21 protein-coding genes, 5 tRNA genes and 2 pseudogenes are annotated in these 23,084 nt (G+C 71.5%); 19 read left to right on the forward strand and 9 right to left on the reverse strand.

The genetic code is table 11. From position 1 onward, the window contains the following. From OG430_RS26220 to OG430_RS26235, 4 genes are all read left to right on the forward strand, one after another. Complete coding sequence (locus OG430_RS26220) at positions 1-480, forward strand: hypothetical protein (RefSeq protein ID WP_327355049.1); 480 nt, start codon at positions 1-3, stop codon at positions 478-480. 55 nt (positions 481-535) lie between these two features. Then, complete coding sequence (locus OG430_RS26225) at positions 536-1,288, forward strand: DsbA family protein (RefSeq protein ID WP_327355050.1); 753 nt, start codon at positions 536-538, stop codon at positions 1,286-1,288. Beyond that, positions 1,285-2,133 carry a cytochrome c biogenesis CcdA family protein gene (locus OG430_RS26230; RefSeq protein ID WP_327355051.1) on the forward strand — a complete coding sequence of 283 codons (849 nt, stop codon included), beginning with the start codon at positions 1,285-1,287 and terminating at the stop codon, positions 2,131-2,133. The genes OG430_RS26225 and OG430_RS26230 overlap by 4 nt, the downstream gene beginning before the upstream one ends. Before the next feature lie 170 nt (positions 2,134-2,303). Beyond that, positions 2,304-2,618 carry a hypothetical protein gene (locus OG430_RS26235; RefSeq protein ID WP_327355052.1) on the forward strand — a complete coding sequence of 105 codons (315 nt, stop codon included), beginning with the start codon at positions 2,304-2,306 and terminating at the stop codon, positions 2,616-2,618. A 69-nt stretch (positions 2,619-2,687) separates the two neighbouring features. Here the strand turns inward: OG430_RS26235 and OG430_RS26240 are convergent. The 4 genes from OG430_RS26240 to OG430_RS26255 all read right to left on the reverse strand — a co-directional run bounded on the left by OG430_RS26240 (position 2,688) and on the right by OG430_RS26255 (position 4,634). After that, positions 2,688-2,761, reverse strand: a tRNA-Phe gene (locus OG430_RS26240). A gap of 22 nt (positions 2,762-2,783) precedes the next feature. Next, positions 2,784-2,858 (reverse strand) — tRNA-Asp (locus OG430_RS26245). A 38-nt stretch (positions 2,859-2,896) separates the two neighbouring features. After that, positions 2,897-2,969: transfer RNA gene (locus OG430_RS26250), tRNA-Glu, on the reverse strand. A 93-nt stretch (positions 2,970-3,062) separates the two neighbouring features. Further along, on the reverse strand, positions 3,063-4,634 hold the full coding sequence (locus tag OG430_RS26255) for a metallophosphoesterase family protein (protein WP_327355053.1): 1,572 nt from the start codon (positions 4,632-4,634) through the stop codon (positions 3,063-3,065). Between the two features lie 86 nt (positions 4,635-4,720). On the opposite strand from OG430_RS26255, the gene OG430_RS26260 reads away from it, so the two are divergent. The 6 genes from OG430_RS26260 to OG430_RS26285 all read left to right on the forward strand — a co-directional run bounded on the left by OG430_RS26260 (position 4,721) and on the right by OG430_RS26285 (position 12,363). After that, entirely contained in the window at positions 4,721-5,071 is a 351-nt protein-coding gene (locus tag OG430_RS26260; protein ID WP_327355054.1) for a metallopeptidase family protein, read from the forward strand. An 80-nt stretch (positions 5,072-5,151) separates the two neighbouring features. Next, positions 5,152-5,673, forward strand: a complete 522-nt coding sequence (locus OG430_RS26265) for a hypothetical protein (RefSeq protein WP_327355055.1) — start codon at positions 5,152-5,154, stop codon at positions 5,671-5,673. Between the two features lie 260 nt (positions 5,674-5,933). Beyond that, positions 5,934-8,246, forward strand: coding sequence for a DEAD/DEAH box helicase (locus OG430_RS26270; protein ID WP_327355056.1), 2,313 nt, complete (start codon positions 5,934-5,936; stop codon positions 8,244-8,246). 233 nt (positions 8,247-8,479) lie between these two features. Then, positions 8,480-10,576, forward strand: coding sequence for an FG-GAP-like repeat-containing protein (locus OG430_RS26275; RefSeq protein ID WP_327355057.1), 2,097 nt, complete (start codon positions 8,480-8,482; stop codon positions 10,574-10,576). Continuing rightward, positions 10,573-12,144, forward strand: a complete 1,572-nt coding sequence (locus OG430_RS26280; RefSeq protein WP_327355058.1) for an FG-GAP-like repeat-containing protein — start codon at positions 10,573-10,575, stop codon at positions 12,142-12,144. Before OG430_RS26275 ends, OG430_RS26280 begins: the two co-directional genes overlap by 4 nt. A gap of 146 nt (positions 12,145-12,290) precedes the next feature. Continuing rightward, positions 12,291-12,363 (forward strand) — tRNA-Lys (locus OG430_RS26285). 112 nt (positions 12,364-12,475) lie between these two features. Here the strand turns inward: OG430_RS26285 and OG430_RS49490 are convergent. Both OG430_RS49490 and OG430_RS26295 read right to left on the reverse strand, forming a co-directional pair. Then, positions 12,476-12,580: pseudogene (locus OG430_RS49490) on the reverse strand (tyrosine-type recombinase/integrase); the annotation flags it as partial. Between the two features lie 99 nt (positions 12,581-12,679). Beyond that, the gene (locus OG430_RS26295; RefSeq protein ID WP_327355059.1) at positions 12,680-13,627 is read right to left on the reverse strand and encodes an ArsR/SmtB family transcription factor; all 948 of its coding nucleotides are present in this window, start codon (positions 13,625-13,627) and stop codon (positions 12,680-12,682) included. A 33-nt stretch (positions 13,628-13,660) separates the two neighbouring features. Between OG430_RS26295 and OG430_RS26300 the strand changes: the two genes are divergently transcribed. From OG430_RS26300 to OG430_RS26310, 3 genes and pseudogenes are all read left to right on the forward strand, one after another. Further along, on the forward strand, positions 13,661-14,938 hold the full coding sequence (locus OG430_RS26300; RefSeq protein ID WP_327355060.1) for an MFS transporter: 1,278 nt from the start codon (positions 13,661-13,663) through the stop codon (positions 14,936-14,938). A 219-nt stretch (positions 14,939-15,157) separates the two neighbouring features. Beyond that, on the forward strand, positions 15,158-16,375 hold the full coding sequence (locus tag OG430_RS26305) for a chloride channel protein (RefSeq protein ID WP_327355061.1): 1,218 nt from the start codon (positions 15,158-15,160) through the stop codon (positions 16,373-16,375). 1 nt (position 16,376) lies between these two features. Then, positions 16,377-16,654 (forward strand): annotated as a pseudogene (locus tag OG430_RS26310) (inorganic phosphate transporter); the annotation flags it as partial. A 68-nt stretch (positions 16,655-16,722) separates the two neighbouring features. Here OG430_RS26310 and OG430_RS26315 read toward each other — a convergent pair. Together OG430_RS26315 and OG430_RS26320 are read right to left on the reverse strand one after the other, a co-directional pair. Beyond that, complete coding sequence (locus tag OG430_RS26315; RefSeq protein ID WP_327355062.1) at positions 16,723-17,199, reverse strand: hypothetical protein; 477 nt, start codon at positions 17,197-17,199, stop codon at positions 16,723-16,725. 50 nt (positions 17,200-17,249) lie between these two features. Next, on the reverse strand, positions 17,250-17,789 hold the full coding sequence (locus tag OG430_RS26320) for a nuclear transport factor 2 family protein (protein ID WP_327355063.1): 540 nt from the start codon (positions 17,787-17,789) through the stop codon (positions 17,250-17,252). Between the two features lie 87 nt (positions 17,790-17,876). Between OG430_RS26320 and OG430_RS26325 the strand changes: the two genes are divergently transcribed. After that, entirely contained in the window at positions 17,877-18,716 is an 840-nt protein-coding gene (locus tag OG430_RS26325) for a LysR family transcriptional regulator (RefSeq protein ID WP_327355064.1), read from the forward strand. 129 nt (positions 18,717-18,845) lie between these two features. After that, on the forward strand, positions 18,846-19,310 hold the full coding sequence (locus OG430_RS26330) for a pyridoxamine 5'-phosphate oxidase family protein (protein WP_327355065.1): 465 nt from the start codon (positions 18,846-18,848) through the stop codon (positions 19,308-19,310). Here OG430_RS26330 and OG430_RS26335 read toward each other — a convergent pair. Further along, on the reverse strand, positions 19,276-19,860 hold the full coding sequence (locus OG430_RS26335) for a GNAT family N-acetyltransferase (protein ID WP_327355066.1): 585 nt from the start codon (positions 19,858-19,860) through the stop codon (positions 19,276-19,278). The genes OG430_RS26330 and OG430_RS26335 overlap by 35 nt on opposite strands. 126 nt (positions 19,861-19,986) lie before the next feature. On the opposite strand from OG430_RS26335, the gene OG430_RS26340 reads away from it, so the two are divergent. The 4 genes from OG430_RS26340 to OG430_RS26355 all read left to right on the forward strand — a co-directional run bounded on the left by OG430_RS26340 (position 19,987) and on the right by OG430_RS26355 (position 23,044). Next, positions 19,987-20,060, forward strand: a tRNA-Met gene (locus tag OG430_RS26340). 156 nt (positions 20,061-20,216) lie between these two features. After that, positions 20,217-20,639 carry a hypothetical protein gene (locus OG430_RS26345; RefSeq protein ID WP_327355067.1) on the forward strand — a complete coding sequence of 141 codons (423 nt, stop codon included), beginning with the start codon at positions 20,217-20,219 and terminating at the stop codon, positions 20,637-20,639. A 75-nt stretch (positions 20,640-20,714) separates the two neighbouring features. Continuing rightward, positions 20,715-21,842 carry a PLP-dependent cysteine synthase family protein gene (locus OG430_RS26350; protein WP_442816554.1) on the forward strand — a complete coding sequence of 376 codons (1,128 nt, stop codon included), beginning with the start codon at positions 20,715-20,717 and terminating at the stop codon, positions 21,840-21,842. Further along, entirely contained in the window at positions 21,839-23,044 is a 1,206-nt protein-coding gene (locus OG430_RS26355; protein ID WP_327355068.1) for an MFS transporter, read from the forward strand. Before OG430_RS26350 ends, OG430_RS26355 begins: the two co-directional genes overlap by 4 nt. Positions 23,045-23,084 lie beyond the last annotated feature (40 nt).

Consider the following 23,084-nt stretch of genomic DNA (forward strand, 5'->3'; position numbering starts at 1 on the left):
ATGACCGTTTCCACGCGCCTGGCCGCGCGTGCCCTGACCCATTGGCCGCCGCTGCGGTGGGCCGTCGCGCTCGGCGCCGCCGTGCTCTGCGCCCTGCTCATCGGGCTGCCGACCGCGCTGATCCCGAGCCCGTTCTTCGGCCGCGAGATCCCGCCCGAGTGGTGGAGCCTGCCCGTACTCGTGGGCTCCGCGCTGCTGTCGGGGGTGCTGGTCGCGACGTACGTACGCACCGGCCTGGAGCGCCCGCGCTCGACCTCGCGGCTCGGGCCGGCCGGCGCCGCGCTGTCCTTCCTCGCCGTGGGCTGCCCCGTCTGCAACAAGCTCGTGCTGCTCGCCCTCGGCACCTCGGGTGCCTTGACGATCTGGGCACCGCTGCAGCCCGCGCTCGCCGTCGGGTCGCTGGCGCTGCTCGCCGTGGCCGCCGTGCGGCGCCTCGCGGGCGAGGTCGCGTGCCCGGCCGGCGCCTCTGTCGCCGCCTGACTCCTTCTCGTACCGCCTGAACTTCTTGAACCGCCTTCAGGAGACCAGAACCACCATGTCTTCCAAGACCTCTTCCCCCTCCACCTCCACCGCCCCGAAGAAGCGCGGGCTCGCCATCGGCGCCGGTGTCGTCGCCGCCGCGCTGCTCTTCGGCTACTTCTCGTACGCGGCCACCAAGCCCGAATCGCCCTCGTCCGGAGCCGTCGCCGACGTGTCCGCCGAGGACCGGAGCAGCGGCGGCCACCCCGAGCTCGAGAAGCTCGCCCGCCGCGACGCCAAGGACCCCCTCGCACAGGGCAGGGCCGACGCACCCGTCGTGCTGATCGAGTACGCCGACTTCAAGTGCGGCTTCTGCGGGAAGTTCGCCCGCGACACCGAGCCGGAACTCGTGAAGAAATACGTCGACTCCGGTGTCCTGCGCATCGAGTGGCGCAACATGCCGATCTTCGGCAAGGAGTCCGAGGCCGCCGCGCGGGCCGCCTGGGCGGCGGGGCAGCAGGGGCGCTTCTGGCAGTTCCACGAGGCGGCGTACGCGGAGGGCTCGAAGGAGAAGGGCTTCGGCGGCGACCGGCTGGACGAGTTGGCGCGTACGGCCGGGGTGAAGGACCTCGACCGGTTCCGCGCCGACCGCGACGGCGATGCCGCGAAGAAGGCCGTGGCCAAGGACAGCGGCGAGGCCTACGAACTGGGCGCCACCTCGACCCCTTCCTTCCTGATCAACGGCACACCCCTCGCGGGCGCCCAGCCCACGGAGACCTTCACCGAGGCGATCGAGGCCGCCGAGGCTGCCGCCAAGGGGGCCAAGTGACGGGCGACATCGGCTACTTGGCGGCCTTCCTCGGCGGACTGCTCGCGCTGCTCAGCCCCTGCAGTGCGCTGCTGCTTCCCGCGTTCTTCGCGTACTCGATCGACAGCTCCTCGCGACTGCTCGCCCGCACCGGGATCTTCTACCTGGGCCTCGCGACCACGCTGGTGCCGCTGGGCGCGGCGGGCTCGTACGCCGGGCGCTTCTTCTACGGCAACCGGGATGCCCTGGTGCTGGTGGGCGGCTGGCTGATCATCGGGCTCGGGGTGCTGCAGATCCTCGGCATGGGCTTCGCCTCGCGGCGCATGGCCGAGCTGTCCGGGCGCATCCGGCCGACGACCGGGCTCTCCGTCTACGCCCTCGGCGCGGTGTACGGGCTCGCGGGCTTCTGCGCGGGGCCGATCCTCGGCAGCGTCCTGACGGTGGCGGCGCTCGGCGGGAATCCCGGCTACGGGGGTGCGCTGCTCGCGGTGTACGCGCTCGGCATGGCGGTGCCGCTGTTCCTGCTCGCCCTGCTCTGGGAGCGCTTCGACCTGGGCAGGCGGCGCTGGCTGCGGGGGCGGACGCTGTCCCTCGGCCGCTTCGAGCTGCATACGACCTCGCTGCTCTCGGGGCTGTTCTTCATCGCGCTCGGCGCCCTCTTCCTCGCGTACGACGGGACGACGGCGCTGCCCGGACTCCTCTCCGTGGACGCCTCGTTCGAGGCCGAGCAGTGGGCACGCGGGGTCGGCGACACGGTGCCGGACTGGGCGGTCCTGGCCGCTGTGGTGGCCGTGGTGGGGCTGGCCTTCGGAGTACGCGAGTGGCGTCGGCGTACGCGTGGGGAGGGCGCTGCGGTGGAGGGCTGACGGGGCTCTTGCCGGGGTGGGGGTGCGTGAGTACGTTCACGGCGGCAGGGGTCGGATCTGGCCAAGGGGGCGCCCCGGCTCCACGTCGAGGACGTGGTTAACCTTGGGCCCCCCACGAGGGCTTTCCGCCGGCTGCCGAGTGCGCTCAATTCCTGGTCCAGTGCGCCCAGATGGTGCCGCACTCGCCCTTCTTGCGCGCGCTGGCCGCCAACCCCCAATCGGCGCAGGGCACGGACTGGACCCTCATCGGCTCGGACGCCGACACGGTGGTCCCCTCGGCCTCGGCGCTCGCGATGGGCGCGGCCCACAAGGTGGTGTACGACGCCGGGTCGGGCCTGGACCACGCGGATCTGCAGCACGCGACCACGGGGACGTACACCTTGCGCAGCTGGGACGCGCGAACCGGCCACTGGCGTACGACGGGCTCGGGGGCGGCGCCGGTGGGGGTGGCCGGGGCCGGGCTGTTCTGGCAGGGACGGCGCTGAGTCGTTCGTTCTGGTGGCCGGGCCTGGAAACGACGAAACCCCCGTCCGGAGACGAGGGTTTCGATCAAGTGGCTGGGGCCGGGATCGAACCGGCGACCTATCGCTTTTCAGGCGATCGCTCGTACCAACTGAGCTACCCAGCCACGCGGCTCTTGCGAGCTGCAGCGGTCCTGACGGGATTTGAACCCGCGGCCTCCACCTTGACAGGGTGGCGAGCACTCCAAACTGCTCCACAGGACCAAGCTTGTGCGGGAACAAGTCTCGCACAGGATGTTGCGTGCCCCCAACGGGATTCGAACCCGTGCTACCGCCTTGAAAGGGCGGCGTCCTGGGCCACTAGACGATGAGGGCTAATTGGCCCGCCTGGGCGCTTCTCAGCGCGTCGGGGACGTGAGAAGCATATGGGATGCACCTGGCTATCGCCAAAACGGTTTGGGGGGACCTCTACGGTGACCTCCCTGGTGGGGTGGGGGACAGGGTCGCTCCCGGCTGGTTGTCCTCCGGTAGATGGCGGCTCACCTCGGCCTTTGTGAGGCCCAGGCCGCCCAGCTTGATCTCGTCCCAGGCCTGCAGGTGCTTGGTCTTGCGGTCCAGGTAGAGGACCGACGCCTCGACCGGCGCCGGCTCGTCGCCCTCGACCGCGCGCAGGCCGCCGCCGCCCGTGGAGCCCTCGATGCGCAGCCGCGTACCGCCCGGCAGGACCTCCATGTGCTGGTTGTGCAGATGTCCGGCGAGGACGAGCGGCACCGTGCCGTCCGTCTCCTTCGCGGCCTCCGGGTTGTGGGCGACCGCGAGGTCGGCCGGGGTGCCCGCGCGGTCCTGGGTCCGCAGGGCCGAGGCCAGGGTGCCGCCCGCGGTCCGCTCGGCCTCGTCGCCCCCGGCGACCTCCGTGCGGTCCGGCGTGAACTGGGGGTCGCCGATGCCGGCGATGCGCAGGCCCGCGACGTTCTTGGCCTCGCCGTCGTCCAGTACGTGCACGTACTTGAGCTTCTTCAGGTAGTCCTGCGTGACCATCGAGTCGTGGTTGCCGCGCACCCAGACGTAGGGCGCGCCCAGGTCCTCGATCGGGTCCAGGAAGCCGTTCTCGGCCTCGGTGCCGTGGTCCATGGTGTCGCCGCAGTCGATGATCACGTCGATGTCGTACTGCTCGACGAGCGAGCCGATGATGTGCCAGCTCGCGGGGTTGAGATGGATGTCGGACACCTGCAGGACGCGCAGCGTGGCCGGGTCGGGCTGGTACGCGGGGAGCGTCGACGCGGCGTCGTACAGCTTGGTCACATTGGTGACCAGGCGGGCCAACTCCCTTTGGTAGACGTCGAATTCGCTGACGATGTTGCGGGCGTTGCCGACGACCGAGGGCGCGCTGGAGAGCAGGCCGGAGAACTTCGGCTCCAGGATCGACTTGGGGTTCCAGGTGGCGAAGGCGCTCGCGCCGGCCGCCGCGAGCAGGGCCAGGGCGAGGCCGCCGGCGGTCAGGGCGCGGCGGGGTTTGCGGTAGACGGCGAGGCCGAGGGCGGAGGCGCCGGCGACGACGGCGATGCAGGAGCGCAGGGCCAGGCCGAGTGTGCCGTCCAAGACGTCGTCCGCGACCTCTTCCTGGAGCCCGGTGATCCGCTCGGGGTGGTCGACCAGGGCCTGTGAGCGGACCGGGTCGAGGCGGTCGACGTCCACGTCCAGGCGGATCGGGGCGATGTGCGAGTTCAGCTCGAGCGCGCCCAGCGGGGAGATGTTGATCTTTGTGCCGCCCGTGAAGGACGGGCGGAGCGTCATCGTGGTGTCCATCGGGCCGACCGGGGTGCGGACATTGCCGACGACCAGCAGGCCGAGCCAGGCGCCGAGCAGGACGACCGCGACCATGCCGAGGGCGCGGGCCCAGGGGTGCGGCTGGTGGACGAGCTCGCTGACCGGGTGCGCGTAGCGGGCGCGGTAGCGGCTTATCGGCCCGCCGACGGGGTGCGCGTGGCGCGCGCGGTACCGGCGTACCAGCGCGGCGGGCGCAGTCCGTATGCGAGCCATTGGTCCCGTATGCCCATCCGCACGGGTGGCTATGCGGGGCGGTCCCTGACAGGTGGGGATCCGGGGCCATCCCTGACAATGGCGGTGTGCTGGAGATGACACGCGAGGAGTTCGAGGAACTGGTCGCCGAGGCGCTTGACCACATCCCGCCGGAACTGACGCGGCTGATGGACAACGTCGCGGTCTTTGTCGAGGACGAGCCGCCCGCGGACGACCCCGAGCTGCTCGGGCTCTACGAGGGGACGCCGCTCACCGACCGCGGCGAGTGGTACGCGGGGGTGCTGCCGGACCGGATCACCATCTACCGCGGGCCGACGCTGCGGATGTGCGAGTCGCGCGAGGACGTCGTGGCGGAGACCGAGATCACGGTGGTGCACGAGATCGCGCACCACTTCGGGATCGACGACGAGCGGCTGCACGCGCTCGGCTACGGCTGACCGTTCCCGGGCGTGTCTTCTTGTGGGCGGCGGGAGTTGGGCAGGGGGACTCCATTGCCGCGCTGCCGGAGGTGCCGATCGTGCGCCAGTTGTACGTACCCGTCCGGCTGGTCGCCGGGCTCCTAGTCGTCGCGGCGAGCTCGGGCTGTGTGAGCGTCGGGGAGGGCGGGGACAAGCCCGCGTCGAGGCATTCCGCCGGGGAGCGCGACGGCGGTGAGGCCGAGCCGGACGGCGGGGCCGTGGTGAGCGGTCGCGGCGGGGCCGGGCGGGGCGGGCACGGCAAGAAGGGCGAGGCGAGCCCCGGCGCGTCGGGGTCCGCCTCGGCGTCGCCGTCGGCGTCCGGCTCGGGGCGGCCCTCGCCCGGCGGGTCCGCGCCGGGGAAGTCCTCCCCCTCGCCCTCGAAGCCGAAGCCCGACCCGGAGCCCTCCGGGCCCGCGGAGCCTTCGGAGCCGGACCCCGAGCCCTCGCCGAGCACGGCCGATCCGGAGCCGACGACATCGCTGCCTTCGGCGTCGTCCGCGTACGAGCCCCAGTCGACGGAGTCGAAGCGCGCTCGGGAACTGGCGGAGCGGGAGCCTTCGCCTCAGGCCGGGCCCGCGTAGAACCCTCGGGCCGGACCTGCGTAGACCCCGCTCGGGTGCATTCTCGGGTGCATTTACGCAGGTGAGGGACCTGGTTTGCCTTTTGGGGTGGAGGGTGCGTACAGTGGTAGATCGTTTGATCCCATTTGCCCGGCGCCAAGATCGAAGAGCGCCGCGTGGCGCGTACTCTCCCTAGCCGTGGCTGACCGCATTGAGGCGGTCGAATTGCGATTCACGGAGTTTGGGCGCGTGCCGAGACTCCGGAAGGTTTCGCATTTCGCATGTCCATTTTCAGTTCTGACCACGCCGTCATGCCCGAGAACGAGTCGGTTTCCGAGACGGTTTCCGTCGCGGACGTCATCGCGTCCGCCGAGAACGTTGACACCGACACGTCCGTCGAGGCCATCGACGACACCCAGGCTCCCGCCGAGCCCGCCGAGCCCGAGATCTCCTTCGCGGACCTCGGTCTGCCCGAGGGCGTCGTCCGCAAGCTCGCGCAGAACGGCGTCACCTCGCCCTTCCCGATCCAGGCCGCGACCATCCCGGACGCCCTGGCCGGCAAGGACATCCTCGGCCGTGGCCGCACCGGCTCCGGCAAGACCCTCTCCTTCGGTCTGCCGACCCTGGCCACGCTGGCCGGCGGGCACACCGACAAGAAGAAGCCCCGCGCCATCATCCTCACGCCGACCCGTGAGCTCGCGATGCAGGTCGCGGACGCCCTCCAGCCGTACGGCGACGTCCTCGGCCTGAAGATGAAGGTCGTCTGCGGCGGTACGTCGATGGGCAACCAGATCTACGCCCTCGAGCGCGGCGTCGACATCCTCGTCGCCACCCCGGGCCGGCTGCGCGACATCATCAACCGCGGCGCCTGCTCGCTGGAGAACGTGCAGATCGCCGTCCTCGACGAGGCCGACCAGATGTCCGACCTGGGCTTCCTGCCCGAGGTCACCGAGCTGCTCGACCAGGTCCCGGCCGGCGGCCAGCGGATGCTGTTCTCGGCCACGATGGAGAACGAGATCTCCACGCTGGTCAAGCGCTACCTGAACAACCCGGTGACGCACGAGGTCGACAGCGCCCAGGGCAACGTCACGACCATGACGCACCACATCCTCATCGTGAAGCCCCGCGACAAGGCGCCGGTCACCGCCGCGATCGCCGCGCGCAAGGGCCGCACGATCATCTTCGTCCGCACCCAGCTGGGCGCCGACCGCATCGCCGAGCAGCTCTGCGACGCCGGTGTGAAGGCCGACGCGCTGCACGGCGGCATGACGCAGGGCGCGCGTACCCGCGTTCTTGAGGACTTCAAGAAGGGCTACGTCAACGCGCTCGTCGCGACCGACGTCGCCGCCCGCGGCATCCACGTCGACGGCATCGACCTGGTCCTGAACGTGGACCCGGCCGGCGACCACAAGGACTACCTGCACCGCTCGGGCCGTACCGCCCGTGCCGGCCGCAGCGGCACCGTCGTCTCCCTCTCGCTGCCGCACCAGCGCCGCCAGATCTTCCGCCTCATGGAGGACGCGGGCGTCGACGCCACGCGTCACCTGGTGGGCGGTTCCGGTGCCTTCGACCCCGAGGTCGCCGAGATCACCGGTGCCCGTTCGCTGACCGACGTGCAGGCCGACTCCGCGGACAACGCCGCGAAGCAGGCCGAGCGCGATGTCGCCGAGCTCACCAAGGAGCTGGAGCGTGCGACGCGTCGCGCGACCGAGCTCCGCGAGGAGTCCGACCGCCTCACCGCGCGTGCCGCGCGTGAGCGTGGTGACGACCCCGAGCAGGCCGTGGCCGAGCGTGCCGCCGAGGCGGTCGCCGAGGTCGAGGCCGTCGTCGAGGCCGCCGCTTCGGTGCCGGAGCAGCCGGTGCGCGAGGAGCGCTCGTCGTCGTACGAGCAGCGTCCGCAGCGTCGCGACGACCGTGGCAACTACGAGCGCCGTGACAACCGTGGTGGCGGCTTCAACCGTGACCGCGACGACCGTGGCGGCCGTTCCTTCGAGCGTCGTGACGACAACCGTGGTGGCGGCTTCCGCCGTGACGACCGTGACAACCGTGGTGGCGGCTTCCGTCGCGACGACCGTGCGGGCGGCGACCGTGGTGGCTTCAACCGTGACCGCGACGACCGTGGCGGCCGTTCCTTCGAGCGTCGTGACGACAACCGTGGTGGCGGCTTCCGCCGTGACGACCGTGACAACCGTGGTGGCGGCTTCCGCCGCGACGACCGTCCGTCCGGTGACCGTGGTGGCTTCCGCCGCGACGACCGTCCGTCCGGCGACCGTGGCGGCTTCCGTCGCGATGACCGTGACAACCGTGGCGGTGGCTTCAACCGCGACAACCGCAGCGGCGGCTTCCGCCGTGACGACCGTCCGGCCGGCGACCGTCCGTTCAACCGTGACAACCGCAGCGGCGGCGGCCACCGCCCCGCCGGCGACCGTCCGTTCAACCGCGACAGCCGTGACGGCCGCGGCAGCACCCACCGTGGCGCGGGCGACCGTCCGTTCAACCGCAGCAACGACCGTCGTGACGACCACCGGGGCGGCTCCTCTTCGTCGTCCTTCGGCCGCCGTGACGACAAGCCGCGCTGGAAGCGCAACGGCTGAGCCGGACGCAGCGTCCTAGGCGCCTGCGGCGTCTGACCTGAAACAGCGGGTCCACCCTTCGGGGTGGGCCCGCTGTTTCTTTTCTGCTGCTAATGTCTGGCGACTCGCATGAGGTGGGTGTGGCCGGGGGGCTGATTGTGCCCATGCCTCGATGCGCTTTCAGTTCTTTTTGGGGAGGGACCCTCTTGGCTCGGCATGCGCGCACGCGCTCTCGGGTGGCCAGATGGACACGTATGTCCGTCGTCACGGCCGCCGCTACAGCCGTCAGTATCACGGCACTTACGACATCGGGCGCGGCCCAGTCGCCGACACCCGTCCAGACCGACGGGGTCTGGGGCATCGATTTCTCCGGTGGCATGCTCGCCACGGTGGAACGCGGGGCCAATGGAGATCAGTGGGTCTTCGCCCGCGAGGTGACGCCGGACGGCTCGGCGGCGGGCGACCGCGTCGGCTGGGGCTATGCCAGTTCGTACGCGGACGGCTCGGGGGCTCAGCGGGTGCCGTGCGACGCGGGCTCCTGCGTCCCGCTGCGGGCCACCGGCAACGGTCAGCTCGGCTACTTCCACGTGGGGAGCGGGGGCCAGCAGCGGCTCCAGATGAGGCCCGCACCCAACTCCATCGCGGCGAACGAGGAACCCCTTGTCACCGGCGGCAAGTTCGTGGACACCACGGGCCGCTTCTACGTCTACAACGCCACCTCGACCGGCAAGCAGTACGTCGACTACGTCACGGCCAACCGGACCGTGGACGTGCGGATGACCCGCGGCATCACCGCGGCCTCCGTCTGGGGCACCCGGCTGTGGACCGCCAACTCCACGGCGGGGTCGGTCAGCTCGCTCGACCTGAAGAAGAAGCAGGTCGTCGAGACCGTCTCGGTCGGTGCGCCCTGCTCCGTGAAGGAACTGCAGGCCGTCGGGCGCTGGCTGTACTGGAACTGCGGCCCTTCGGGCGCCGCCGGCGTCTACGACCGTACGGCCAAGAAGAGCTTCACCGTCCCGTCGGGCCCCGTCCTGGTGGGCGACGGATATCTGGTGCAGCACGACCGGACGGCCGGAAAGCTGCAGCTCACCGACTTCCACACCGGCACGGCGGCCGCCGCGCGCGAGATCGCGGACCTGCCGGCCGGGAACACCGCCGATCAGCGGCGGCTCACCTGGAGCGTCGACAAGTTCGGCGGCGACATCGCGTACGTCGCCCCGGACAAGGCGATCCACGTGGTGCAGAGCGAGGTGCCCGCGCAGCCGCTCGCGAAGATCGAGTCCGAGGTCGACGGCGACTACTTCGACGTCAAGTCGACGACCGGCTCCCAGGTCTGGTCGAGCACCTGGCAGCTCAGCAAGCCGGTGACCTGGACCTTCACGGTGAAGGACGCGCTCGGCAGGACCGTCCGTACGCTGCGCGGCGATGCTCCCCGCACCGAGGTCGACCTCGGCTGGGACGGCAAGACCGACTCGGGCCAGTGGGTCGTCAACGGCAAGCACCGCTGGACCCTGACCGCGTCGGCGGCGGACGGCGGGGGCACGTACACGACCAGCGGTGACGTCGGTGTCGGCGGAGCCCTGCAGGGCTATCACGACCAGGCGTACAGCAGCCACGGCGATCTGGTGACCCTCAACTCCAGCGGCGGTCTGACCACCCACTTCGCGAACGGTACGGGCGGCTTCGCCGGCAAGTCCTCCGGCAGCGGCTGGCCGGCCGGCACGCGCGCCGTGCCCTTCGGTGACCTGGGCAAGGACCGCTGCGCCGAGATGCTCGTCCGGATGCCGGACGGTGAGCTGCGCCGGTACACGGGCAAGTGCGGCGGCGCGTACAAGCCGGGCAGCAGTCATGTGGTGCTCGGCCGCGGCTGGGGGCAGTACGACGTGCTCACCTCGCCGGGGGACCTGAACGGCGACGGCCGGGCGGATCTGGTGGCCCGGCAGTCCAGCACCGGGGACATGTATTTCTACGCCTCCACCTCGGACGGCAAGCTCGCGTCCCGGGTGAAGTTCGCCGCCAACTGGAAGACGTACGGCCGGATCACCGGTGTCGGCGACATCACCGGTGACGGCAAGGCGGACCTCCTCGGACACGACAAGAACGGCGGCCTGTGGCGCTACGACGGCCTGGGCAACGGGACGTTCGCGCCGCGCAAACAGGTCTTCGCGGACTGGGGGCGTTCGTACAACGCGGTCGTGGGGATCGGTGATCTGTCCGGCGACGGCAAGAACGACATCGTCGTACGGGACACCGCCGGCAACCTCTACCGCAACAACGGCGACGGCAGGGGCGGCTTCGCGTCCCGGGTGAAGATCGCCTCCGGGTGGCAGACCTACAAGGGGATCTCGTGACGCGCCGTCCGGTGACGCGCCGTCCGGCACGAAGGGCCGTCCGGCGGCGTGCCGTCGTCGCGGTCGCCTTCTCCACGCTCCTTGCCGGGCTGCTCGGCGGAGCCATCGAGGCCGCCCCGAGCGCCCAGGCAGCGGCGACCGTCCCCTCCTGGGTGATCCCGCTCTATTACGACGACGAGGCCACCGGCACGCACCGCGCGTGCACCGGCGTCGTCCTGTCCAAGACCCGGACCCTCGCCACCCCCGACTGCTTCACCGGCATGGGCACCGGCGACTTCGAGTGGGAGTACAACCTCGGCACCGGCCAACTCGCGGGCGGCGGCGAGCAGGTGGCGTACCGCAGTCACCCGAAGTACGACGCGACCAGCCGGTACGCGGCCGTCACGGTGGCCAACCGGCGCACACCGGACAACTCCGGCAAGCCGGTTCTCGCCACCGGGTCGGACTCCGCCCTGTGGGCGGCCGGTGCCAAGGCGACCTTCCACTCCTGGGCCGGGCTCGACGCCGACAACGCGCCGCGCGTGCGGCACAGCGAGCAGGTCGTGGTGAAGTCGGCCGCCCAGTGCGCGGAGCTGCTCGGCGGGGCGCTGCCCGGCGGCACGCTGTGCACCGCGCCCGCACCGGGTGCCCCGCCCGTCGCCGACGACGACCAGTGCTTCGGTGACGCCGGGGGTGCGCTCGTGGCCGGCGGCAGGCTCGTCGCCGTCTCCGCCACGCAGGCCACCGGGTGTGTACGGGGCGGCGTGCGCGTGTACACCAAGGTGGCGTCGTACCGGCCGCTCATCGACGAGTGGACCCGTGGCGTCGACACCCACTACCGGGACGCGGGCAGCATCCTCGCCAAGGAGCCGAACGACCTGGTCGACGTCTGCTCGACAGACGTACGGCGCAAGCTGGAAGGCTGCGGCGTGGACGACACCGGCAGCTTCGACGGCACCGGCTACAACACGCTGCTCCAGGCCGGCGACATGAACGGCGACGGTTTCGGCGATCTGCTCGCGCGCACGTCGGGCGGCACGCTCTACCGGGTTCCGAGCCGGGACTTCGAGCTCGCCGACTTCGACCACCGGGTCCGGATCGGCGGCGGCTGGGACGCGTACAGCCGACTGGTCGCCGTCCGGGACATCTCGGGTGACGGCCGAGGCGACCTCGTGGCCCGGGACGGCTCGGGTGTGCTGTGGCTCTACCGCGGCACGAGCGACGGCAAGTTCGCGGCCCGGGCCCGGATCGGCGGTGGCTGGGGGACGTACAACACCCTGGCGGGCCGCGGCGACCTGTCCGGCGACGGCCGCTCGGACCTGGTGGCCCGGGACGGCTCCGGAGTGCTGTGGCTCTACCGGGGCAACGGCCGGGGCGGCTTCGAGCCGCGCAAGAAGATCGGCGGTGGCTGGGGCCGGTACAACGCGATCGTGGCCAGTGGCGACATGGACCACAACGGCCGCCAGGACATCCTGGCCCGCACCCCGGGCGGCGCCGCGTACCTCTACAACGCCGATCACACCGGGGGCTTTGCCACGCCGAAGCAGCTCGCCGAGACCCGCCTGAAGCGGTACTCGCGAATCAGCTGAGGCGACGCCTCGTGCTGCCGCGGCGCCCATGCCGGCGCCGCGGCAGGCCCGAGGATCCGCGCACTAGCCGGGCCTGATCGCCTCGTGTGCCGATACCCGATCGGCGCACGAGACGAGTCCGGCTATGCTCGGGGATGCGTTGACGCGGACCGTTAGCTCAATTGGCAGAGCAGTGGACTTTTAATCCATTGGTTGTGGGTTCGAGTCCCACACGGTCTACCTCCGGCGGGTTGGCGGATATGCCGTCTGACCTGCGCTTGAGCGCCCTGCCTGGGTTCACCGGGTGGGGCGCTTCTGCTTTTGCTGGTCCCTCGCCGGCCCGATACGTGTCCGAGGTGATCGTTATGGGCGAATGGCCGAGCATTTCCTGTACGACCTTCATGTCCGCCACGGCCGCAAGGGCGAGCGTTGCCGCACCGTGGCGCAGGTCGTGCAGCCACTCGCCGTTCTCCTGCGTGAAGACACGTTCCGTCTCGGCGTACGCCTCTCCCCAGTTGAGAAGAGCTGCGGCGGCGGTTGCGGGCCCGGGGCCCCGTCAGCCGCCCAGCATTCGCTCCCCCAGATCGCTTCGGCCGTACAGGACCACGCGGCCGACGCGGGCGCGGGTCACCAGGCCGGTGTTGCGGAGGGTGGCGAGGTGCTGGGAGACGGCGCTCGGGGTGATCGACAGGCGGCGGGCGAGGGTGGCGGTGGTGGTGGGGGTGTCCAGGGCCGCGAGGACGGCGGCCTTGCGGGGGCCGATCAGGGAGCCCAGGGCGTCCGGGGCGGGGGCGGTGACCGTCTCCCACAGGGTGGCGACGCCCCGGGCCGGGTAGGCGACGCGCGGTACGTCACCGATGGGGGCGGTGGCCCTGCGGCCGAACAGGGTCGGGCACAGGGTCAGGCCCCGGCCGGACTCCACGCGGTGTGGGGCCGTCATGCGGTGCAGGCGCAGAATCCCCGAGTCCCACTGCACGTTGGAGTGGAGGCTGCCGAAGAGCGCGGCGGCACCGCCCTCCGCCAGGAGCTGGGCCCGGTGCAGGATGTCCGCCTCCAGGACCCCTCGCATGCGCGGCCAGTGAGGGGCGAGGGCCAGATGCCAGTACGACTCCAGGATGTCCGCGATGCGGTCGCGGACCTCTGCGGGGGTGCCTCGGAGGGTGGGCGGGAGCTCTTCGTCGCGGTAGGCGGCCGCGAGGTCCGCCGCCACCGTCGCCGGGTCGGTGCGGCGGACCGTCGCCAGTTCCTCGGCCAAGTCCGGCATCCGGGCCAGCGGGCGGGGTGTGATGAAGTCCGGCAGCCAGCGGCGCCGGCTGACCAGGGAAAGGAGCAGCTCCGTGTCCAAGGCGGGCAGGTCGTCGCGGATCAGGCGCAACCAGCGCAGGTGAAGCGGGAATTCGCCCGGGTAGCTCAGCGCCCACAGACTGAACGAGGTCTCCTGCAGCGGTGAGATCGCGAAGCGCACATGGGCCAGGTCGTCCACGTCCAGGATCATCTCGATCATGCCGCGAGCCTAATGGAATAAGGCGTCGGCTAAATGTCTACCTCGTGTGCCGTGCCGGGCGGTGGACTGATCGGCATGTTCCTGCCTCCCCCCGGGCCCCTGCGGGCCTATGCCCTCATGTCCTTCTTCGACTCGCTCGCCCGTGGCGTGATGCTCGCGGGCGGCGTCCTCTACTTCACCCGAGTCGTCGGCCTCGGCGCCGTTCAGGTCGGGGCGGGGCTGTCCGTCGCCACCCTCGTGGGGCTCTCGGCGTCGCTGCCCACCGGGGTGCTCGGAGACAGGATCGGTCACCGAAGGCTCCTCGTCGGCCTCCACGCGGCGCGGGCCGCGCTGCTCGCGGCGTATCTGCTCGTCGACTCGTTCCCCGTGTTCCTGCTGGTGGTCGGGCTCGCCGGGCTCGCGGAGAGCGCCGTGGAGCCGGTGCGGCAGGGCTGCCTCGGCACCCTGACCACGCCCGGCAACCGGGTCGAGACCCTCGCGTACAACCGGGTCGTGCACAACGTCGGTATCAGCCTCGGCACCCCCGCCCTGGGTGCCGCGCTCGTCGCCGGGACCGCGTTCGCCTTCCGGCTGCTCATCGCCTTCGGAGCGTTGGGCATCCTGATCGCCTGTGCGGCGGCGGCCCGGCTGCCCGATCGCCGTCCGGAGAAGTCGCCCGGCGGCAGCCTGATGACGGTCCTGCGCGACCGGCCCTACCTCGGACTCGCGCTCCTCAACGGGCTGCTGAGCCTGCACAGCGAACTCCTGGAGATCGCCGTGCCGCTGTGGGTCGCCGAGTACACCGGCGCGCCGGCGTGGACCGCGCCCCTGCTTCTCCTCGTCAACGTCTTCCTCGCCATCGGCTTCCAGATGCGGGCCGGGCGCGGCGTCACCGAGGTCGGCTCGGCGGCCCGCGCCCTGCGGCGGGCGGGTCTGGCGGTGCTCGGCTGCGCCCTCGCGTTCGCGACGACCGGCTCGCTGCCGTCGCCGCTCGCGGTGGCCGTGCTCGTTGTCGCGGTCACCTTGCTGACGGCGGCGGAGCTGTTCCAGTCGGCGGGCTCCTGGTCGCTCTCGTACGAACTCGCCGCACCCGAACGGCTCGGCGAGTACCAGGGTGCCTGGAACGTCGGCACCCAACTCGGCCGCGCGGGCGGCCCGTTCGCCATCACCCTGGCCCTGAGTGGCCTTGGCGCGGCCGGCTGGGTCGTACTCGGTCTGACGTACGCGGCGGCCGCGACCCTCGCCCTGCCACTGGCCCGACGCGCGGCGGCGACCAGGCCCCGGGCGGCCGAGGTCCGAGAACGCGCCGCCGAGCGGTTGGCTGGTGTCTGAGCCAAGCCCGGCTCAGGGCTGCCGAGCGGTGAGCCCGAAGTGAGCCCGCACGCCTTCGGACCACGGTCTACGTGCGCGCGAGCGCCCCGTCCGGCTTTGCCGGGCGGGGCGCTTCGGCGTTCCCGGGCGGCCTTGGGGATGGAATGCCCGTTCTGGGCTACGGTGCGGCCTGTGTCCCTTGATGATCGCGGAGGTGCGCGGCCCGTTCGGTTCGGGGTCGTGACCGTGCTGGTGGGGTTGGGTGCCGGGGTTGCGGGGGCGTTGCTCGCGCTGTTGCTGCACGGGGTGCAGCACGTGGCGTACGGGTACGGGGAGGGGCCCTTCCTGGCGGGGGTCGAGGCTGCGTCGCCGGGGCGGCGGGTGGTGGTGATGGCCGGGGCCGGGGTGCTGGCCGGGGTCGGGTGGTGGGCGCTGTACCGGTTCGGGCGGCCGCTGGTGAGCATCGGTGCGGCCGTACGTTCCCCGGGCGGGGAGCGCATGCCGCCGTTCGCCACCGTCTGCCATGCGCTGCTCCAGATCGTGACGGTGGGGCTCGGCTCGCCGCTCGGTCGGGAGGTGGCGCCGCGTGAGGTGGCCGCGGTGTTCGCCGGGGAGTTGACGCGGCGGACGGGGCTTTCGGCGCGGCAGTGCGGGACGCTCATCGCGTGTGCGGCCGGGGCCGGGCTCGCCGCCGTGTACGACGTACCGCTGGGCGGGGCCGTCTTCACGCTGGAGGTGCTGCTCGGCTCCTGGGCGCTGGGGGCCGTGCTGCCCGCGGTGGCCACGGCGGTCATCGCCACCCTGGTCTCGTGGCTGGTGCTGCCGGACGAGCCGGTGTACCAGCTGGCCCAACTCACCGTCGGCGCCCCGCTGATCGTGTGGTCCGCGCTCGTCGGGCCGGTCGTGGGGGTGTGTGCGTACGGGTTCTCGCGGCTGGCCGGCGCCGCGCGGGAACGGGCTCCGCGCGGGGGGCTGTTGCTGATCGCCGCGCCTGCCGCGTTCCTCGTCGGCGGGCTGCTCGCCGTGCCCTATCCGCAGCTGCTCGGCAATGGGAAGGCGCCTGCCGAGGTCGCGTTCGAGACGCAGCCGGCGATCGCGCTTGCCGCGGTGCTGCTCGTCCTGCGCATCGGCATCGTGCTCCTTGTGCTGCGCGCGGGGGCCCGGGGCGGCCTGCTGACGCCGTCGCTCGCCAATGGGGCGCTGCTCGGGGTGGTGGCCGGCGGGGCGTGGCAGCTGCTGTGGCCGGGGGATTCACCGGCGGCGTACGCGGTCGTGGGGGCCGGGGCCTTTCTGGCGGCGGCTCAGCGGATGCCGCTCACCGCGGTCGTCCTGATCCTGGAATTCACCGATGCGCCGCGGGTGTTGGTGGTTCCGGTGCTGGTTGCCGTGGCGGGGGCCATGGCCGCGAGGTGGCTGTGTGAGAAGTGGGCCGGGCCGCGTGAGAAGCAGGCCGCGTAAGAAGACCATCTCGGGCGGGATCCTCGACGGGCATGCGGGAGTGCAACCGCCGGTGATCCTCGCCGCGCTGGCGGGGGCGATCGTCTGGAACGTACTGACCTGGCTGGCCGGAATCCCCAGCAGCTCCTCGCACGCCCTGGTCGGCGGGCTGATCGGCGCGGCCGTGGTCGCGGCCGGCTGCACGCCGTGAACGGCGTGGTGATCGTGGAGAAGATCATCGTGCCCGCCGCGCTGTCCCCGCTGATCGCGGGCGTCGCCTCGTACGCGGCGACGCAGGTGGTCCTGGTGAATCGGCCCTCGCGCAGCGCGTAACTGCCGCTGCCTGAAGGGAAGTTCAGAGGCTGGATTCAGTCCCTGACGTGCCCGGTCGGCCACAGATTGCGCACCGGTACGTCGTGGCTCTCCGCATACGCGACCACGTCCGCGGTGCCGCCGTGGCCACGGGCCGGCAGCCCGTCCCAGACCGCGATGAGCTCGTCGACACGGTCGACCAGGAGCTCGCTGCCCGCCATGTGCGCCTCGTCGGTGACCTCACGAAGTCCGGTCGAACGGACGTCGGAGGCGCGGCTCAGCAGATCGTCGTAGACCGGGAGGTGCCACTCGGGCAGTTCCGTACGGCATTCGTCGGCGGGCAGCATCACTTCGATGCGGCCGCCATGGTCCAGAACCGCCTCGGCGAACCAGACGTCCGGGCCCTCGGCGAGGCAGCTCACGCCGACCAGTTCATCGGGGTCGTAGGCGGCCACGGCAGCGCTGATGGCCCGCCGCACCACCTTTTCGGTCTCGCCGTGCAGTCCGCGATGTCCCGTGATCCCGAGCTTCATGGCATCCCCTAAAAATGGCCCAATCTTCTGAAGGTAGCCGAACTTTGGCCTCAGCCGAAGATGGCCGTCGGGTCGCCGTTGAACCAGGTGTTGTCGATGCGCATGTGACGGATGAGCCAACGGTCGCCGTCGCGGACGAGCTCCACGGCGTACGGGTTCTTGAGAAGTGCGTACGTCGACGGGTCCGCGGTGAGCAGGTGCTGGGCCTCGACCAGCGCGGTGAGCCGTGCGGTGTCGCCGTCGACGGTGATGCGGACGTTGGTGACCTGGTGGGTGGTGTCCACGCGGCCGTCGAACAGACCGAGGATGGTCGTCACGATCGTGTCCCGCCCCACCATCAGCGGCGGCTGCGCTCCCCACTTGGCCGCGGCGGGGCGGAAGTCGAGCTCGGCGTCGGCGGCGAAGGAGGAGGCGAACAGGTCCTTGTCCTTGAGGTCCTGGCCGAGGCCGAAGCGGTACAGCGCGTCGGTGATCTCGGCGCGGTCGCGGAGTTCGCGGACCGTCGCGTCGAGGTCGGAGGCGGGGGAGGACAGGGCGGCGAGGTGGGCGTTGGGGTTCGCGTTCAGGTTGGTGTTCGGGTTCGTGTTCATGGCTCCACTCTCCGGCCGAGGGCCGCACTTGATCAATGAGTGCCTGTGCAACGATCGTGAAGTCACAGTTAACGATGGGGGTTCACGGTGCTGGAACGGCATGAGATCGAGGCATTCCTGACGCTCGCCGACGAGCTGCACTTCGGCCGCACCGCCGAACGCCTGCACGTCTCCACGGCCCGGATCAGCCAGACCATCCGCAAGCTGGAACGACGGGTCGGGGTCCCGCTCTTCGACCGCACCAGCCGGCGCGTCGAACTCACCGCCGTCGGACGGCAGTTGTACGAGGACGTCGAGCCCGCCTGGAAGCTGGTCGGCGCCGGACTGCGCCGGGCTGTCGAAGCGGGGCGAGGGATCACCGGGACCCTCAAGGTCGGCTTCGTGGGCGCGGCGGCCGGCCAACTGGTGCTCGGCATCGCCGAGTTGTTCCAGCGCCGGTACGCCGAGTGCCGGGTCGAGGTCCGTGAGGCGCAGCTCGCCGACGGTCTGCCGTGGCTGCGCGAGGGCCAGGTGGAGGTGCTGCTCACCTCCTTCCCGGTGGCCGGGGACGACCTGGTGACGGGGCCCGCGCTGGTGACGGAGGCCCGGATGGTCGCGGTGCCGGCGGGGCACGCCTTCGCGGGGCGGGAATCGGTGGGGCTCGACGAGGTGGCGGGCCTCGACGAGACGGCGGGGACCGGGGAGATCCTTGAGCCCGGGGACGCCTCGACCTTTCAGGAGCTCCTCGGGCGGGTCGGGGCCGGCCGGCGCGTCCTCGTCGTCGGCGCGCAGACCAGGCGCTACTACCCGCGTCCCGATGTCGCCTACGTCCTGCTGAGCGATGCCCCGCCGCTGGAGTGGGGGCTGGCCTGGCCGGCGAGCGGGGCGTCGGCGCGGGTGCGGGCGTTTGCGGAGGCGGGGGAGGAGCTGGTGGGAGGTCGGGCTTGAGCGGGGGCGGTGCCGCGGGCGAGCGGGCGGGCCGGCCGGAGATTTCCCCCTTCCGGGTGGTCACATTTCCGCGGCTCGGCGCGTCAAATAAGTGACGGCCGCAGTACGTGAGTTGAGAGAGGTGCCCAGATGACCCCGCCGCCCGCCCGACCGCAGAAGCAGCGCAAGCAGGACACCCTGCACCGCCTCGAGCACGACGTCGACGTCTGGGTGGCCACGGCCGACCCGGCGACCGGCACCCCGTACCTGATCCCGCTGTCCTACTACTGGGACGGCAGCACCGTGCTCGTGGCCACCCCCGCCGCCAGCCCCACCGGGCGCAATCTCCGGGCGACCGGCAAGGTCCGCCTCACCCTCGGCCCGACCCGCGACGTCGTCCTGGTCGAGGGCACCGCGCAGGCCTTCGAGCCCGCCGAGCTGCCGGACGGCGTCAAGGACACCTTCGCCGCCCGAAGCGGATTCGAGCCGCGCGGCCTCACCGCCCACTACCAGTACTTCCGCATCACCCCGCAGCGGATACAGGCATGGCGCGAGGGCAATGAGCTGCAAGGCCGCGATCTCATGCGCGACGGGCGCTGGGTTCTCCCAGACTGACGCCGAAGGGTCCGCTGCGGCTCCACACGTCGAGCTCGCCGCGGCCGTTCTCCGCGTCGAGACGGCCGGTTCTGGCCCACCCCCAAGCGGTGAACGCGGCGGTCGCGGCCTCGTTCCCCGGGTCGAGCAGCGTGGTGAGGAGGGATGCGTCCACCCGCATCAGCAACTGCCGGTGCAGCCGGCCCGCCACGCCCGAGCGGCGGTGGGACGGCAGCACCATGAGCTCCGCCAGGGCGAAGACCCGGCCCGAGGCGGTGAGCTCCTCGAAGCTCCCGAACGCCCCGCCGCCGTTCAGCCCGCGCCACCAGTGACCCTCACGATGCGGCGGATATCCATAGACACACCCCGCGATTGCCGTGCCCGCACTGGCCACGAGCATGTCGAAACCGGGGCGCTGCACATCGTCGGAGAACCGCTCCAGGAAACTCCGACGGTCCAGATACTCGTGTCCCGGCTCACCCCTGTAAGCCGCGACGTAAAGATCGGCGATGGCCTCTCGCTGCTGATCTGCCTGCCAACGGGTCAGCCGCCGTAGGAACACCTCTGCCATGTCAACATCGTGACAGCGCAGGGCTGTTGGGGGAACCACGGGGGCGTAGGGAGACCGGCTGGTGAGCGGCCCGGGGAAATGGTGTGCGCGAGGGCTCGCCGAATGGCGTACAGTGGTGTTTACCGACGCGGGGTGGAGCAGCTCGGTAGCTCGCTGGGCTCATAACCCAGAGGTCGCAGGTTCAAATCCTGTCCCCGCTACTCCAGTACTGAGGCCCGGATCTCCTAGAGATCCGGGCCTCAGTCGTTTCCGGTCTCAACCGCTCCTGGAGTCGTGGCCGGATACAGAGGGTCACCGGGGACCCCTTTTGCGTGTGCTGCGATGCGATCAGTAATGTCGCAGGCACGATGAGTTCCATGAGTCGTACGAGGCCGGCGGTGCAGGAGCGGCGACGGGTACCCGTCGCCGTGGTGCTGCTTGCCCTCGCCCTCTGCGGTCTCCTCGCCGGTCTCTGCCAGACGCACGACCACGCCCTCGGCGGCCCCGCCGCCCCGGCCGCCCCCTATGTGTCGTCGGCCTCGGCGTCCTCGCCGGTCGGGCACCTCGGACTGCCGCACGGGTGCGCCAACCAGGGGCAGGGCGAGCACACGGCCCGCGAGCACCATGTCGCCGGCCAGCAGGCGGAACGTACGGAGAGCGGGAACCCCGGGCGGGAAGTCGTCGTGGCGGCAGGACCGCGCGACGGGTACGACGTGTGTGCCCCGGTGCGGGCCGGGCCCAGAGGGGCCGGGCGGGCAGGGCACGAACTGCTGATCGCCCTGGGGGTGGACCGGAACTGAGCCGGACGCGGAGTGACGAGAGCAAGGCATCACGACACCCATCCGCGTACGGAAGTATCCGAAGGAACACCTCGCATGCTGAGCAATTTGAGCAACCTGAGCAATCCGGGCAACCCGAGCAGCCTCATGCCCGCGGCGGCCGCCGTCGGGAACACCCCGATCCTGTGGATCGACGAGCCGACCCCCGCCGAGGAGGGCGTCGGCCGCGGCTACTGGGCCAAACTCGAAGGCTTCAACTTCGGCGGCATCAAGGACCGCGCCGCCCTGCACATGGTCGAACGGGCGCGCGCCCGGGGCGAGTTGCGGCCCGGCGCGCCCATCGTCGAGTCGACCTCCGGCACGCTGGGCCTCGGCCTCGCGCTCGCCGGGGTGCTGCACGGGCATCCCGTGCACGTCGTCACCGATCCCGGACTCGAGCCGATCGTCGAGCGGATGCTGACCGCTCATGGCGTACGCGTCCACGTCGTACGGGAACCGGCCGCGCAGGGCGGCTGGCAGCAGGCCCGGGTGGACAGGGTCGCCGAGCTGATGGCCGCCATGGACGGGGCCTGGAGCCCGAACCAGTACCACAATCCGGACAATCAGGATGCGTACGGGCCGCTGGCCGCCGAACTCGCCGGGCAGCTCGGCCAGTTCGACGTCCTGGTGTGCGCGGTCGGCACCGGCGGACACTCGGCGGGGATCGCCCGCGCGCTGCGTACGACCACGATGCCCGCGCTGGAACTCGTCGGCGTCGACTCGATCGCCTCGACCATCTTCGGCCTGGAGGCCGGGCCGCGACTGATGCGCGGCCTCGGGTCGTCCATCCACCCGGGCAACGTGGATCACGGGGCCTTCGACGAGGTGCACTGGGTCGGACCGGCGGAGGCGGTGTCCTGCGCGCGGCGGCTCGCGGAGCGGCAGTTCGCGACCGGGGGCTGGAGCGTGGGCGCCGTCGCGCTCGTGGCCGGCTGGCTGGCCCGCAGCAGGCCGCGCGGGACACGGATCGCCGCGATCTTCCCGGACGGGCCGCAGCGGTACTTCGACACCGTGTTCAACGACCAGTTCTGCGCCGAGCACGGGTTGCTGTCGGGCGCCCTGCCGGGTGCGCCGCGGGAGGTCGCGGGGCCCGAGGACGGCCCGGTGAGCGAGTGGACGAGGTGGCGGCGGGAGCGTACGGCCGTCGTCACGGAGCTCAACTCGGCGCAGGAGAACGCCCGATGAAGACGCTGTGGGTGCGGGTGCGCGCCTTCGACCCTGCCGTACAGCTGCTCTTCGTCAATCAGCTCTCCATCAATCTCGGCTTCTACATGCTGATGCCGTATCTCGCGGCGCATCTGTCGGGGGACCTGGGGCTCGCCGCCTGGGCCGTCGGCCTGGTGCTCGGGGTGCGGAATCTGTCGCAGCAGGGGATGTTCCTGGTCGGCGGGGCGCTCGCGGACCGGCTCGGGTTCAAGCCGCTGATCGTCGCCGGGTGTGCGCTGCGGACCGTCGGCTTCGGGGCGCTGGCCTTCGCCGATACGTTGCCGGTGCTGATCGGCGCCTCACTGGCGACCGGGCTCGCGGGGGCATTGTTCAATCCGGCCGTACGCGCCTACGTGGCCGCAGGGGCGGGTGAGGAACGGCGAGTTGAGGCCTTCGCGGTGTTCAACGTCTTCTATCAGGCGGGGATCCTGCTCGGCCCGCTCGTCGGGCTCGCGCTCACCGGCGTCGACTTCCGGCTGACCTGCGCGGTCGCGGCCGTCGTCTTCGCGGTGCTCTCCGTGGTGCAGATCGCGAAGCTGCCGGTGCGCAAGCGGGCCGCCGAGGCGGACGGGGCGCGCGGGCAGTGGCGGACCGTGCTCGGGAACAAGGCGTTCTGGCTGTTCTCGGCCGCCATGACCGGGTCGTACGTCCTGTCCTTCCAGGTCTATCTCGCGCTGCCGCTCGCCGCGGACTCGACGGCCGTGACCACCGCGCTCTTCGTGGTGTCCGGCCTCGTAGCGCTGCTCGGGCAGCTGCGGATCACCGACTGGTGCAAGCGGCGCTGGACCCGTGAGCAGTGCCTGGTCGCGGGCCTCGGCGTGATGGGGCTTGCGTTCCTCGCGCCGGCCCTGGGCGGCGGCGCGGTGGCGCTGCTGCTGTGTGCGGCGGTGCTCGCGGCCGGGACCGCGGTGCTCTACCCGTTCGAGATGGACACCGTGGTCGCCCTCTCCGGGGGGCGCTGGGTGGCCACGCACTACGGGCTTTACAACACGGTGTGCGGCATCGGGATCACCGCCGGGAACCTCGCGGTCGGGGTGCTGCTCGACGCCGTGGGCGGAGTCGGGGCCGGGCTGTGGCTGACCCTCGCCGCGCTCGGCGGCGCGTGCGCGCTCGCGGTGGGGGCGCTGGCCAGGAGCGGGTTGCTGGCCGCGCGGACGCCGGTGCCGGCGTCGGCCGCGTAACTCGTACGGCGGCTACGGGGTCGCTCCCCGCTCCGGGTGC

The organism is Streptomyces sp. NBC_01304 (genome assembly GCF_035975855.1).
Lineage (GTDB): Bacteria > Actinomycetota > Actinomycetes > Streptomycetales > Streptomycetaceae > Streptomyces.

Coding starts and splice junctions, on each gene's coding strand:
- OG430_RS26225 (WP_327355050.1), top strand. CDS start 536: ATGTCTTCCAAGACCTCTTCCCCCTCCACCTCCACCGCCCCGAAGAAG.
- OG430_RS26355 (WP_327355068.1), top strand. CDS start 21,839: ATGAAGACGCTGTGGGTGCGGGTGCGCGCCTTCGACCCTGCCGTACAG.
- OG430_RS26275 (WP_327355057.1), top strand. CDS start 8,480: ATGTCCGTCGTCACGGCCGCCGCTACAGCCGTCAGTATCACGGCACTT.
- OG430_RS26270 (WP_327355056.1), top strand. CDS start 5,934: ATGTCCATTTTCAGTTCTGACCACGCCGTCATGCCCGAGAACGAGTCG.
- OG430_RS26295 (WP_327355059.1), bottom strand. CDS start 13,627: ATGATCGAGATGATCCTGGACGTGGACGACCTGGCCCATGTGCGCTTC.
- OG430_RS26315 (WP_327355062.1), bottom strand. CDS start 17,199: ATGAAGCTCGGGATCACGGGACATCGCGGACTGCACGGCGAGACCGAA.
- OG430_RS26255 (WP_327355053.1), bottom strand. CDS start 4,634: ATGGCTCGCATACGGACTGCGCCCGCCGCGCTGGTACGCCGGTACCGC.
- OG430_RS26320 (WP_327355063.1), bottom strand. CDS start 17,789: ATGAACACGAACCCGAACACCAACCTGAACGCGAACCCCAACGCCCAC.
- OG430_RS26350 (WP_442816554.1), top strand. CDS start 20,715: ATGCTGAGCAATTTGAGCAACCTGAGCAATCCGGGCAACCCGAGCAGC.
- OG430_RS26345 (WP_327355067.1), top strand. CDS start 20,217: ATGAGTCGTACGAGGCCGGCGGTGCAGGAGCGGCGACGGGTACCCGTC.
- OG430_RS26220 (WP_327355049.1), top strand. CDS start 1: ATGACCGTTTCCACGCGCCTGGCCGCGCGTGCCCTGACCCATTGGCCG.
- OG430_RS26330 (WP_327355065.1), top strand. CDS start 18,846: ATGACCCCGCCGCCCGCCCGACCGCAGAAGCAGCGCAAGCAGGACACC.
- OG430_RS26235 (WP_327355052.1), top strand. CDS start 2,304: ATGGTGCCGCACTCGCCCTTCTTGCGCGCGCTGGCCGCCAACCCCCAA.
- OG430_RS26335 (WP_327355066.1), bottom strand. CDS start 19,860: ATGGCAGAGGTGTTCCTACGGCGGCTGACCCGTTGGCAGGCAGATCAG.
- OG430_RS26300 (WP_327355060.1), top strand. CDS start 13,661: ATGTCTACCTCGTGTGCCGTGCCGGGCGGTGGACTGATCGGCATGTTC.